Raw genomic sequence first — 12,565 nt, forward strand, 5'->3', positions numbered from 1 at the left:
GGCGGCGCCGGGTCAGGCGCTGCTGCTTTCCTCCACCCCGATCCGCCCGGCAGGCCCCAGGTCCGCCGGCCCCACCCCGGCCCGGCGGGCCAGTGCCACGGCGGCCAGGGTGGAGTGCACGCCGAGCTTGCCCAGGACGTTCTGCATATGGGTGCGCACGGTGTGCGGGGACAGGTACAGCCGCTCGGCGACGGCCTTGCGGCCCAGCCCCGCGACCATGCAGCGCAGCACCTCCCGCTCGCGCGGGGTCAGCGACTCCACCAGGCGCTCGCTCTCGGTGCGGTGCCTGCGGGCGGCGGTCAGCTCCCGCAGCACGCCCGTGAGCAGGGCGGGCGGCAGATGGGTCTCGTCGCGCAGGACTCCGCGGATGACGACGAGCAGCCGGGACAGGGAGCAGTCCTTGGCGACCCAGCCGCAGGCACCGGCCTGGAGGGCCAGCGCGGCGCGGCGCGGGTCGTCCTTCTCGGCGAGTACGACGGTCCGCACCCCCGGCTGGGCGCCCCGCACCCCCGCGACCAGGGAGATCCCGTCCACCAGGCCGTCCTCGTCGCCCTCCCGCACGGGAGCGGCGGGCCGGGCCCCGGGGACGTTGCCGCCGAGGTCGGCGTCGACGAGCACGACGTCGAAGCGGCGGCCCTCGGCGGCCGCCCGCTCCAGACAGCGCAGCGCCGCCGGGCCTGAGCCGGCCGCGGACACCTCCACATCGGGCTCGGCGGCCAGGGCGGCGGCGAGCGACTCGGCGAAGATACGGTGGTCGTCGACGACCAGGACTCGGACACGAACCACTGAAAACCCCCTTCCCCACGCTCCTGGCAGAGCAGGGGAGTCTCCCATCGCCGGAGAACGCCGAGCGCACGGGCCCGACGCCCTGGTTCGAGCACGGTCGCACGGCACGCGCCGCAGCGGACCGCGGCCCCGCCCCCGGTGTCCTGCCCGAGCCCTCTCGCCCCCTGACCGGCACCGGCCCCCACCGGTGCCGCTCATCAGGGTACGGCCGACAGCCGGGAGGGGAAGGTAATTCGCAGAACTGACCGGCCAACGTGTTTAGGGTGTGCCGCATGTTTCGTATTGAGGCAGAAGTCGACAAAGCACGTCACGATCTGCTCCGCTCCCGCCTCCGCGACACGAACACGGCGGCCTCCCCGTTCATCGCCGCCCTGCGCAGAAGCCCCACCACCCGAGAAGTCCCCCTCCATCTCTGGGCGTTGAACGACTCCGGCGACCTGGCGGGCGGTCTGGTGGGCCACACCTGGGCGACCTGGCTGCACGTGACCCACCTCTGGGTCGACGACCCCCACCGCGGCACGGGACTCGGCTCCCGCCTGCTGACCCGCGCCGAACGCATCGCCCACCGCGACCGCGACTGCACCGCCGCCCGCCTGGAGACCTGGGACTTCCAGGCCCCCGGCTTCTACCGCAGACACGACTACAGGGTGGTCTGCGCGATCCCCGACTATCCGCCCGGGATCACCGAGTACACCATGATCAAACCCCTGCCCTGAGCCGACGGTTCGGCCGCGGACGTCAGGCCAGCCGTCGCGCCCCCGCCGAGGGAACCGCCTCGAAGACACGTGGGGCCGGATGGCCCGCCGTGGCGAAGGCCTCTTCCATCGCCTGGGTGAGGGCGGGGACTTCGGAGGTGCCGGTCAGGACGATCGCCGAGCCGCCGAAGCCGCCGCCGGTCATCCGGGCGCCGAGGGCGCCGGAGGCCAGGGCCGTGTCGACGACCAGGTCCAGTTCCGGGCAGGAGACCCGGAAGTCGTCGCGCAGCGAGGCGTGTCCCTGGGTCAGGATCGGGCCGATCGCCCTGATGTCGCCCGACTCCAGGAGGGACACCACCCGTTCCGCCCGCTCGTTCTCGGTGACCACGTGGCGGACCAGCCGGGTCACCTCCTCGTCGCCGGCCAGGTCGGCCAGCGCCGCGTCCAGGCCGTCGTGGGCGATGTCGCGCAGGGCGTCCACGCCCAGCAGGGCCGCGCCCTTCTCGCAGCCGGCGCGGCGCCTGCCGTACTCGCCGTCGCTGTGCGCGTGCTGGACCCGGGTGTCGACGACCAGCAGGCGCAGGTCCTCGGCGGCCAGGTCGAAGGGGATCTGGCGCTGGGACAGGTCGCGGGTGTCCAGGAACAGGGCGTGGCCCGTCGCGCAGCAGGCCGAGGCGGTCTGGTCCATGATGCCGGTGGGGGCGCCGACGTAGACGTTCTCGGCGCGCTGGCACAGGCGGGCCAGTTGCCAGCCCTTCAGGCCCAGGCCGTAAAGGTCGTTCAGGGCCAGGGCGACCACGACCTCCAGGGCCGCGGAGGAGGACAGTCCCGCGCCCGTGGGGACGGTCGAGGCGAGGTGGACGTCCGCGCCGGTCACCTCGTGGCCCGCCTCCCGCAGGGCCCAGACCACGCCGGCCGCGTAGGCGGTCCAGTTTCGGTCGGACTCGGGGGCGAGGTCGCCGACCCGCAGTTCCACGGGCCCTTCGGGCATGTCGGCCGAGTGCAGCCGCAGTACGCCGTCGTCGCGGCGTGCGACCGCGGCGGTCGTGACGTGCGGCAGCGCGAAGGGCATCACGAAGCCGTCGTTGTAGTCGGTGTGCTCGCCGATCAGGTTGACGCGGCCCGGCGCCGCCCAGACCCCCTCCGGCGCGGCGCCGTACAGCTCGGTGAAGCCTTCCTTGACCTCAAGTACCCCCACTTACCGCTCCCTTGCGATGTGCTGCGCGAACTCCCAGGCATCCGCGACGATACCCGCGAGATCCGTGCGCGACGGGTTCCAGCCGAGCCTTTCGCGGGCGGCCGAGGCCGAGGCGACCAGGACCGCCGGGTCGCCGGACCGGCGCGGGGCCACGACCTCCGGGACGGGGTGGCCGGTGACCCGCCGGACCGTCTCGACGACCTCGCGTACGGAGAAGCCGTTGCCGTTGCCGAGGTTGCACACCAGGTGTGTGCCGGGCCGGGCGGCGTCCAGGGCCAGCAGATGGGCCTCGGCGAGGTCGGCGACGTGGAGGTAGTCGCGCACGCAGGTGCCGTCCGGGGTCGGGTAGTCGTCGCCGTGGAGGGAGATCGCGTCCCGCCTGCCCTGGGCGACCTGGAGGACCAGCGGGATCAGGTGCGACTCCGGATCGTGGCGTTCGCCGCAGGCGCCGTAGGCGCCGGCCACGTTGAAGTAGCGCAGCGAGACCGCGCCCAGGCCGTGGGCCGCCGCCTCGCCGGCGATCATGTGGTCGACGGCGAGCTTCGAGGCGCCGTAGGGATTGGTGGGCCGGGTCGGGGCCGTCTCGACGATCGGGACCTGCTCCGGTTCGCCGTAGGTCGCCGCCGTGGAGGAGAAGACCAGCGTGCGCACGCCCGCCCCGCGCATCGCGGTGAGCAGGGCCATCGTGCCGCCGACGTTGTTGGCCCAGTACTTCTCCGGCTTCACCACCGACTCGCCCACCTGCGAGAAGGCGGCGAAGTGCAGCACCGCGGCGAAGGACGGGTCCAGCCACTTCGCGGCGTCCCGGACGTCGCCCTCGACGAACGAGGCGCCCTCGGGCACGCCCTCGCGGAAGCCGGTGGAGAGGTCGTCGAGCACGACGACCTCGTGACCGGCCTCCAGCAGATGCTGGGCGACCACGCTGCCGATGTAGCCCGCGCCACCCGTGACCAGGTACTTCCGGCTCATGGACCCGCTACCTCCCGTAGCCGCTCGGCCGCTCGCTCCGGCGGCACGTCGTTGATGAACACGTTCATGCCGGACTCGGATCCCGCGAGGAACTTCAGCTTTCCGGTCGTACGGCGGATGGTGAAGAGCTCGAGATGGAGCGCGAAGTCGTCGCGTGCGACGCCGTCGAACTCCTCCAGCGCGCCAAAGGGCGCCTGGTGCCAGGCCGCGATGTACGGCGTCGGCGGGTCGCCTTCGCCGAAGAGCCGGTCGAAGCGCCTCAGCAGGTCCAGCTGGACCGCGGGGAACTCCGCGCGCGCCGCCTCGTCGAGTCCGAGCAGGTCGGGGACCCGGCGCCGGGGGTAGAGGTGGACCTCGTAGGGCCAGTGCGCCGCGTACGGCACGAAGGCCACCCAGTGATCGCCCTCGGCGACGACCCGTTCGCCGGCCAGCTCCCGCTCCAGGACCGCGTCGAAGAGGTTCTCCCCGCCGGTGGCCTCCTTGTGTGCCGCCAGTGAGCGCAGCATCAGCGCGGTGCGCGGGGTGGTGAAGGGATAGGCGTAGATCTGCCCATGCGGGTGCCCCAGTGTCACGCCGATCTCGGGCCCGCGGTTCTCGAAGCAGAACACCTGCTCCACACAGGGCAGTCGGGACAGCTCCGCGGTGCGGTCCGTCCACGCGTCCAGGACCAGCCGGGCCTGCTCCTCGCTCAGGTCGGCGAACGAGGCGTCGTGGTCGGAGGTGAAGCAGACGACCTCGCAGCGGCCTGCGTCGCCGGTCAGCGAGGGGAAGCGGTTCTCGAAGACCACCACGTCGTAGGAGGAGTCGGGTATCTCGCTCAGGCGGTCGCCCCCGGAGGGGCACAGGGGGCACTCGTCGGCCGGCGGGTGGTAGGTGCGGCCCTGCCGGTGGGAGGCGACGGCGACCGCGTCGCCGAGCAGCGCGTCCCGGCGGACCTCGGAGGTGGTGACGGTCCGCTCCAGCGGGCGCCGGTCCACCGCGTCGCGCACGGTGTCGTCCCGCAGATCGAAGTAGATGAGCTCGCGACCGTCGGCCAGCCGGGTCGAGGTCTTCTTCACTGCCGGACTCCCTACTTATCCCCGGGCCGGCCGCCCGCACCCCGCCCACACCCAACTACCCAACACAATCAAACATAACAGTCCACAACCGACCACCCCTTCGCACATCACGATCGAACAAAGAACATCAACAAAAGGGCGCGGCAACGGGACGCGACGGCGCGGACTCCTGCCGTGTCGGCCGCGGTGGGTGGCGGTCGTGGTCGCCCGTCCGGTGCGGAGAGCCGGGGACGGGCCGGGGTTACGGCAGCGGGCCCGCGCGGTCCAGCAGGCCGGTGCGGGCCGCCAGGGCCGCCGCCTCCAGCCGCGAGCCCACCCCGAGTTTCATCAGGACGCGCTGGACGTGGGTCCGGGCCGTGCTGGGGGCGATGCCCATGCCGGCCGCGATCAGGCGGGTGTCCTCGCCCTCGGCGACCCGGACCAGGACCTCCACCTCGCGCGGGGTGAGCATCCGCAGCAGGCGCTGGCCCTCGTCGTCCGGCGGGGCGGTGGGGTTCAGCAACTCACCGAAGGCGCCCTGGAGGAGCTGGGGGGCGACAGCGGCCTCGCCCGCCCTCGCCTTGATGATCGCCCGCTCGACGCCCTCGATGCGCTCGTCGTGGCGTACGTACCCCGACGCCCCCGCGGCGAAGGCGGCCGCGATGCCGCGCGGCGACGGAACCGGGCCGAGCACGACCACGGCGACCTGCGGACGCTCCCGCTTGATCTTCACCACCGGGTCGAAGGTGCCGGGCTCGGCCGGTGTCGCCGTGCCCAGCAGGCACACCTCCGGCGCGCGGTTGACCACCAGGTCCGCCGCGCCCGCGGCCGGCGCCGCGGCGGCGAGCACGCGGTGTCCGCGCAGCTTCAGAGCCGAGGCCAGCGCCTCGGCCAGTAGCCGGTGGTCGTCGACCACCATGAGCCGCACTCCCATCGAGCCCCCCAGTCCCCACGGTTGTCCACGCCCGCCCGGGCGGCGGCCCCCCGGCACGCCCCCCGTCATGCCCCCGGAAGCTACACGCTTGTTCGACGTCGCGCTGCCCCTACCGTCGAGAAGTGCCCCGGATCGGCGGACTTTTTCGCATTCCTCGCATTCAAAAGTCATTTCGAGGGTCATGCGGGGCCGCGCGGCCGGTACGCGGACGGCCCCGTCCCCGGGCGGGGACGGGGCCGTCTCGTGCCGGCCGTGCGGCGGGTCAGCCGCCCGTTCCGAAGGCCAGCGCCAGGTAGTCCTTGCCTTCGGACGAGGACGACGGCTTGCGGGCGTAGACCGACGCCATGTAGAGGTGGCCCTGGGAGTAGAGGTACTCCGCGCGGTCCGGGAGCATCGAGGTCTCCGCGTCGCGCACGTCCCGCGAGGCCGGGTTCTCCAGCAGCTTGGTCTCCTTGAAGCTGCTGCCGTCGACGCTGACGATCTGGCCGCCCTTGTCGTAGGGCGGGCTCTTGTAGGCGATGACGTCGGCGCCGTCCATGCGCAGCGGGATGATGTGGTACCCGTCACCCGCGTCGGCGCGCTGACCGGTCTGCTTGCCGGTGCCGAGGTCGAACGCGACGATCTCGTTGGTCTTGCGGAACTCCTCGCTGCCGTCGTGGTCCTCGGTGGGCACGTACAGCCGGTCGTCGCCGACCGCGAGACCCCGGCAGTCCTCGACCCTGCTGATGCCGTCGCAGCGGGCCGCGTAAGTGTCACCGGGCGCCGAGATGCGGGCGCGCAGCTTGCCGGTCTGGTTGTCGATGGAGAAGAAGTCCGAGATGCCGCTGCCGTCGCCCGCGCTGTGGCCGACGTCGGCGGCCACGACGAGCGGATCGGTCGAGACGATCGAGGCGTCCTCGATGCCCTGCGACATCTTGTACTCCGAGATCACCTTGCCGGACTTCGGGTCGATCGTCTGGATGCCCAGCTGACGCTGCCCGTACTGGCCGCACTTGCGCACCGCGACCAGCTTCGCACCGCCGCCGTAACCGTTGTCGTAGCAGGTGTCGGCCGCCTTCGGGGCCCACAGGGCCTTGCCGTCCGCGATGTCGAAGGCGGCACCGCCGCTGGTGCCGCCCACGGCGACCGTGGTGCCGCTGACGGTGACGTTGTCGAACCGGATGAGCTGGTCACCGGACTTGGCGGTCTGCGTCCACAGCTTCTTGCCGGCGTCGAGGTCGATGGCCGCGACCTGACTGCAACCGTGCGTGGGCTGGTCCTCGGTCGGCATGGCGGGCTCGTAGACGATCGCCGTCCGGTCGTCCGAGGTGGTGCGCAGGCTGGCCTCGCACACCGGGCCGGGCAGCTTGACCGTCCACAGCTTGGTGCCCTTGTCCCGGTCGTAGCCGACGACCTCGGCGACGCCGCTCTTGACGTACGCCTTGTCGGTGAGCCAGGAGCCGCTGGTGGTGACCAGGTCGCTCACCTCGGGCATGGGCACCTGGTAGAGGACCTTGGCGGCCGGGTCGGACGGCACCTTCTCCGTGCCGCCGGTGGCGGACTTCCCGTCGCCTTCCTTGCCGCCGGTGCCGCCGCTGGAGTTCGCGGTGTCCTGCTTGCCGCCGTCGGACCTGTTCGCGTACCAGATGCCGGAGCCGATGATCAGCGCGATCACGATCACGGTCGAGACGATCATCAGCAGTTCCGCGCTGACCTTCCGGCCACCGCCGGACTGTCCGACCTGCGGCTGCGTCGGCACGGTCGGCGGCTGGGCGGGATAGCCGTACCCGGACTGCTGGGCGCCGTACGGGTTCGGCTGCGCGGTGGGGGGCTGGGCGTAGGAGTTCGGCTGCCCTCCCGGGTAGCCGTAGCCGGACTGCTGCGGTGGTCCGGCCGGGGGCGGTGCCTGCGGGGCGCCCTGCGGCGGCTGCGGTGCCTGCGGGTACCCGTAACCCGGCGCCGGCTGCGGGGACTTGGCGAGGCCCGGAGCGCCGGCGGGCGGCGTCTGCGGGGGCGGTCCGGGCTGCGGCGGCTGGCCCTGGGGCGAACCGAAACCGCCGGGCTGCGGCGGCTGCTGGGGAGGCGGGGGCGGCTGGGTCATGACGGGGTGCACCTCGGGGAAGCGGAGGGAGGACGGGACGACGGGGAGGCCGGGTGGCCGCAACGGCGTGCGGTGCCGGCCGCGTGACGCGGCCGGCACCGGCTCACTTGCCGTAGGCGAGCATCAGCTTCTCCTTCGAGTCGGCCTTTCCGTTCAGCCGGGTGGTGGAGATGTAGAAGCGCCCGTCGACCCAGTCGACTGCCCGCGAGAAGAAGCCTCGCTCGATCGACGAGGTGCCCTCCGGGGTCTGGAGCAGCTTCACCGGAGTGTGCGCCGATCCCGCCGTCGCCATGGACACGATCTGGCCGCCCGCGTCGTACGACGGCTCGACGTACGCGACGAGCTGCCCGTTCTCCACCTTGAGCGGCAGCATCGAGGTGTCCGTCGGGGACTTCACGCGCCACTTCTCCTTGCCGGTGGCGAGGTTGATGGCGACGATCTCGTTGGCGCCGGTGGTGACGTCGGAGGGCAGGTAGAGGGTGTCGCCCTCGGACGCGACCGCAGTGCAGTTCTGCAGGTTACGGACGAAGAAGTCGAAGCCGTCGCACTGGGGGTTGAAGTTCGTCTTGGAGTCGACCTGGGAGCGGGTGGAACCGCCGGTGGTCAGCGTCGAGATGTTCCAGTGCTTCTTGTCCTTGTCCGTCGAGTAGATGACCACCGGGTCGACGGAGAAGACGCGCCGGACCTCCCAGTCCTTGGGGATCGGCCGGGTCCACAGGACCTTGCCGGTGGCCGGGTCGAGCTCCTGGACCTCGTCGTGCTCGTTCGACGTGCCGGCACCGCAGCCCGCGACCTGGATCAGGCGGGTACCGCCGGCGTAGCCGTCGGGGTAGCAGGCCTGGCCGTACCTCTGCTTGTCGTAGAGCTTCTTGCCGGTGTCGATGTCGTACGCCGTGCCCGACTGCGAACGGCCCACCACCAGGGTCTTGCCCGACACGGTCAGCACGACGCTGACCGCGCTGTCGAAGAGTCCGCCGTCCTCGATCTGGCCGCTCCAGCCCTTCTTTCCGGTGTTCAGGTCGAGCTGCTGCATCTGGTTGCACTTGGCGCGGTCGCTGCTGCCGCTCATGTAGACCACGACCACCTTGTCGTCGGCCGTCTTCTGCGGAGTCACCGCGCAGATCTTCTCCGGGAACGTGATCGGTTCCCAGGGAGCCTTGCCGTCAGTGACGTTGAAGGCGAAGACCTGCTTGTAGGCCGCCTTGACCGCCACCTTGTCGGTGATCCACATGCCGGGCGCGTCGGCACCGCTACCGGGCGCGGCGGGCGCCTCCTTGTACCAGAGCACCCTGGCCTCGCCGGACTTGCGGCCCGCGTTGAGGTCGCCGTCGTCCCCCTTGCCGTCGCCGCTGCCGTCCCCGGGGTTGACCGGGGCGTCGGAGGCGTCGGAGTTCGAGGGCTTCGCGTCGCCGCTCGGGTGGGCGACCGGCTTCTTGCCGTCGTCGCCGCTGACGGCCCACACGGTGACGCCCACGGCGAGCACGGCGGCGACCGCGGCGCCGATGATGGCCGCGGTCTTGCCCTTGAACGGGCTGCCGGAGCCGCCGGAGGGCGGGGTGCCGGGCGCGCCCGCGAAGGGCTGCTGCTGCGGATAGCCGTAGCCGGGCTGCTGCCCGTACGGCCCCGGCTGCTGCGGCTGCCCGTACGGGCCGGGCGCGGCGGGCGCGCCGTAGGGGCCGGGCTGGGCGTAGGGCCCGGGCTGCTGCGGGTAGCCGTAGCCGGGCTGGGGCTGCGGCGGTCCCGCGGGCGGGGGCGGCGGGGTCTGCGGCGGCTGGGCCGGGGGCGGGGGCGTGCCCTGGGGAGCACCGAAACCGCCCTGGGCCGGCGGGTCCTGCGGGGCACCGAATCCGCCCTGCGGCGGCGGGGCTTGCGGGGCACCGAAACCACCCTGTGGCGGCGGCGGGGCTTGCGGGGGCCCGAAGCCGCCCGACTGCGGCGGCTGGTCCTGCGGTTGCGGCGGCTGATCCTGCGGTGCTCCGAAACCGCCCTGGGGCGGCCGGCTGGGCGGCTGAGACATCAGCGCGCTTCCCCCTCATTCACTGCTTTTTTAGCCACGCCCTGAGGTACTCGACGCACCCAGAGCCGCCCGGGACAGTCCCCGGACGGCTCATTCTTATCACTCGCAACCTGCCCGCCACCGGCCCCCGCCGCTCCCTGTTCCCAAGGGAGGACCGGCCCGTGACGCGCCCGTTATGCGTGGCGGACGCGGAGGATCTTCCCTCCAGAAAACCGCCACGCCTCGTTCACACGGCGCGTTCACCCGCCCCGGACGCGCCCGCCCGCACCGCTACGCGTCCTCGGCGAGTTCGAGCCAGCGCATCTCCAGTTCCTCCCGCTCCCCGGTCAAGGCGCGCAGCTCGGCGTCGAGTTCGGCGACCTTCGCGAAGTCGGTGGCGTTCTCGGCAATCCTCGCGTGCAGCGTGGACTCCTTCTCGGACACGCGGTCCAACTGCCGCTCGATCTTCTGCAGTTCCTTCTTCGCGGCGCGCAGTTCGGCGGCGCTCCGCTCGGGCGCGGCCTGCTCGGCGGCGGGCGCCGGGACCGGTGCGGCGGCCGCAGCCTGCTGCTCCATCCGCTGCCGCCGCTCCAGGTACTCGTCGATACCGCGCGGCAGCATCCGCAGCGTGCCGTCGCCGAGGAGCGCGTACACCGTGTCGGTGGTGCGCTCGACGAAGAAGCGGTCGTGGGAGATGACGACCATCGAGCCCGGCCAGCCGTCGAGGAGGTCCTCGAGCTGGGTGAGGGTCTCGATGTCGAGGTCGTTGGTGGGCTCGTCGAGGAAGAGCACGTTGGGCTCGTCCATGAGCAGGCGCAGCAGTTGCAGCCGCCGCCGTTCACCGCCGGACAGGTCGCCCACCGGCGTCCACTGCTTCTCCTTGCCGAAGCCGAACGTCTCGCACAGCTGCCCGGCGGTCATCTCCCGCCCCTTGCCGAGGTCGACGCGCTCGCGCACCTGCTGCACGGCCTCCAGGACCCGCCAGTCGGGGTCGAGTTCGGCGACCTCCTGGGAGAGGTAGGCGAGCTTGACGGTCCTGCCGACGGCGATCCGCCCGCCGGAGGGCTGTGCCTCGCCCTCGGTACGGGCGGCGTCGGCCATGGCCCGCAGCAGGGAGGTCTTGCCGGAGCCGTTGACGCCGACGAGACCGACCCGGTCACCCGGCCCGAGGTGCCAGGTGACGTGCTTGAGCAGCACCTTCGGCCCGGCCTGGACGGTGATGTCCTCCAGGTCGAAGACCGTCTTGCCGAGGCGGGAGGAGGCGAACTTCATCAGCTCGCTGCTGTCGCGGGGCGGCGGCACGTCGGCGATCAGCTCGTTGGCTGCCTCCACCCGGAAGCGGGGCTTGGAGGTGCGGGCGGGGGCGCCGCGCCGCAGCCAGGCCAGCTCCTTGCGGATCAGGTTCTGCCGCTTGACCTCCTCGGTGGCGGCGATCCGCTCGCGCTCGGCGCGGGCGAAGACGTAGTCGGAGTAGCCGCCCTCGTACTCGTACACCGCCCCGCGCTGCACGTCCCACATCCGGGTGCAGACCTGGTCGAGGAACCACCGGTCGTGGGTGACGCACACCAGCGCGGAGCGGCGCTCGCGCAGGTGCCGGGCCAGCCAGGAGATGCCCTCGACGTCGAGGTGGTTGGTGGGCTCGTCCAGGACCAGCAGGTCCTGCGCCTCGATGAGCAGCTTGGCCAGCGCGATCCGCCGGCGCTCACCGCCGGACAGCGGTCCGATGACGGTGTCGAGGCCCTTGGGGAAGCCCGGCAGGTCGAGCCCGCCGAACAGTCCGGTCAGGACGTCCCTGACCTTGGCGTTGCCCGCCCACTCGTGGTCGGCCATGTCCCCGATGACCTCGTGGCGGACGGTGGCCGCCGGGTCGAGGGAGTCGTGCTGGGTGAGCACCCCGAGCCGCAGTCCGCCGGAGTGCGTGACCCGTCCGGTGTCGGCTTCCTCCAGCCTGGCCAGCATCCGGATCAGGGTGGTCTTGCCGTCACCGTTGCGCCCGACGACCCCGATCCGGTCCCCTTCGGACACACCGAGCGAGACGCCGTCGAGCAGGGCGCGCGTGCCGTACACCTTGCTGACGTTCTCGACATTGACCAGGTTGACGGCCATTTCACTCCTGTGCGCGGGGGTCGGTCAGCTTTCTAGCGTAGGGCCTCGGTGGAAAGGGCTGGAACGTCGCCCTACCGTCACTCTTTGTGATGACGTGATCGGAATACGGCCGCTACGGTGGAGAAGCAGACAGCAGGATCCCGTCCATGGGAGGAACTATGACTGCCGAGTCCGTGAAGCAGCACAGCCACTGGCCGGTGCCGCCGCAGGACGGCTACACCGTGGACGACCTGTTCACGCTGCCTGATCTCCCGCCGCACACCGAGTTGCTCGACGGGAGCCTGGTTTTCGTGAGTCCGCAGCGCCGCTTCCACTTCCTCGTGATCGACCTGTTGGTCAACGGCCTACGCAGCTCTCTTGGTCCGGAGTTCAGTGTCGAGCGGGAGATGACCGTCGTCCTCGACGACCGCAACGGCCCCGAACCCGATATCAGCGCGGTTCGGGCCGACGCGGTCACCGGGCTGGACCAGACCAGATTTCGGGCCGAGGACGTCCTGCTCGCCGTGGAGGTCGTCTCCCCCGACTCGGAATCCCGCGACCGCACGACCAAACCGCTGAAATACGCCTCAGCCGGAATCCCGAACTTCTGGCGCGTCGAGCAGAACGGGACCACCGGCGGACCCGTCATCCACGTCTACGAACTCGACCCCATGACGAAGGCGTACGTGCACATGGGCATTCACCGCGAGCGGATCAAGGTCGACAAGCCCCACGCCATCGACATCGACCTGGCAGCCGTCGGCGGGCTCTGAGCCGCACGGCCC

10 protein-coding genes are annotated in these 12,565 nt (G+C 71.7%); 2 read left to right on the top strand and 8 right to left on the bottom strand.

Features of this window, described 5'->3' with window-relative positions:
* Positions 1-12 precede the first annotated feature (12 nt).
* Positions 13-786: a LuxR C-terminal-related transcriptional regulator gene (locus ACIHCX_RS22940; protein WP_400032283.1), complete on the bottom strand. Its 774-nt coding sequence runs from the start codon at positions 784-786 to the stop codon at positions 13-15.
* Positions 787-1,058: 272 nt separating this feature from the next.
* Between ACIHCX_RS22940 and ACIHCX_RS22945 the strand changes: the two genes are divergently transcribed.
* Positions 1,059-1,502 carry a GNAT family N-acetyltransferase gene (locus tag ACIHCX_RS22945; RefSeq protein ID WP_400032285.1) on the top strand — a complete coding sequence of 148 codons (444 nt, stop codon included), beginning with the start codon at positions 1,059-1,061 and terminating at the stop codon, positions 1,500-1,502.
* A gap of 22 nt (positions 1,503-1,524) precedes the next feature.
* Here ACIHCX_RS22945 and galK read toward each other — a convergent pair whose 3' ends face one another.
* The 7 genes from galK to ACIHCX_RS22980 form a co-directional block, all read right to left on the bottom strand.
* The gene (galK, locus tag ACIHCX_RS22950) at positions 1,525-2,679 is read right to left on the bottom strand and encodes a galactokinase (RefSeq protein WP_400032287.1); all 1,155 of its coding nucleotides are present in this window, start codon (positions 2,677-2,679) and stop codon (positions 1,525-1,527) included.
* Positions 2,680-3,648 (bottom strand): UDP-glucose 4-epimerase GalE, encoded by a 969-nt coding sequence (gene galE / locus ACIHCX_RS22955; RefSeq protein WP_400032289.1) that lies wholly within the window; start codon positions 3,646-3,648, stop codon positions 2,680-2,682.
* A complete protein-coding gene (galT, locus tag ACIHCX_RS22960) occupies positions 3,645-4,706 on the bottom strand; it encodes a galactose-1-phosphate uridylyltransferase (protein ID WP_400032291.1) in 1,062 nt (353 codons plus the stop codon). The genes galE and galT overlap by 4 nt, the downstream gene beginning before the upstream one ends.
* A 241-nt stretch (positions 4,707-4,947) precedes the next feature.
* Positions 4,948-5,619, bottom strand: coding sequence for a LuxR C-terminal-related transcriptional regulator (locus ACIHCX_RS22965; protein WP_400032293.1), 672 nt, complete (start codon positions 5,617-5,619; stop codon positions 4,948-4,950).
* 262 nt (positions 5,620-5,881) lie between these two features.
* Positions 5,882-7,699, bottom strand: coding sequence for a PQQ-binding-like beta-propeller repeat protein (locus ACIHCX_RS22970; RefSeq protein ID WP_400032295.1), 1,818 nt, complete (start codon positions 7,697-7,699; stop codon positions 5,882-5,884).
* 103 nt (positions 7,700-7,802) lie between these two features.
* Positions 7,803-9,716 (bottom strand): PQQ-binding-like beta-propeller repeat protein, encoded by a 1,914-nt coding sequence (locus ACIHCX_RS22975; RefSeq protein ID WP_400032297.1) that lies wholly within the window; start codon positions 9,714-9,716, stop codon positions 7,803-7,805.
* A gap of 270 nt (positions 9,717-9,986) precedes the next feature.
* Entirely contained in the window at positions 9,987-11,801 is a 1,815-nt protein-coding gene (locus ACIHCX_RS22980) for an ABC-F family ATP-binding cassette domain-containing protein (protein WP_400032299.1), read from the bottom strand.
* Positions 11,802-11,959: 158 nt separating this feature from the next.
* Between ACIHCX_RS22980 and ACIHCX_RS22985 the strand changes: the two genes are divergently transcribed.
* Positions 11,960-12,553: a Uma2 family endonuclease gene (locus tag ACIHCX_RS22985; protein WP_400032302.1), complete on the top strand. Its 594-nt coding sequence runs from the start codon at positions 11,960-11,962 to the stop codon at positions 12,551-12,553.
* Positions 12,554-12,565 lie beyond the last annotated feature (12 nt).

The sequence above is a fragment of the Streptomyces sp. NPDC052043 genome, assembly GCF_044548235.1.
Lineage (GTDB): Bacteria > Actinomycetota > Actinomycetes > Streptomycetales > Streptomycetaceae > Streptomyces.

Bases quoted from the DNA above. Each gene is read 5' to 3' on its own strand.
- ACIHCX_RS22945 (WP_400032285.1), top strand. From the start codon at position 1,059: ATGTTTCGTATTGAGGCAGAAGTCGACAAAGCACGTCACGATCTGCTC.
- galE (WP_400032289.1), bottom strand. From the start codon at position 3,648: ATGAGCCGGAAGTACCTGGTCACGGGTGGCGCGGGCTACATCGGCAGC.
- ACIHCX_RS22965 (WP_400032293.1), bottom strand. From the start codon at position 5,619: ATGGGAGTGCGGCTCATGGTGGTCGACGACCACCGGCTACTGGCCGAG.
- ACIHCX_RS22970 (WP_400032295.1), bottom strand. From the start codon at position 7,699: ATGACCCAGCCGCCCCCGCCTCCCCAGCAGCCGCCGCAGCCCGGCGGT.
- ACIHCX_RS22975 (WP_400032297.1), bottom strand. From the start codon at position 9,716: ATGTCTCAGCCGCCCAGCCGGCCGCCCCAGGGCGGTTTCGGAGCACCG.
- ACIHCX_RS22980 (WP_400032299.1), bottom strand. From the start codon at position 11,801: ATGGCCGTCAACCTGGTCAATGTCGAGAACGTCAGCAAGGTGTACGGC.
- ACIHCX_RS22985 (WP_400032302.1), top strand. From the start codon at position 11,960: ATGACTGCCGAGTCCGTGAAGCAGCACAGCCACTGGCCGGTGCCGCCG.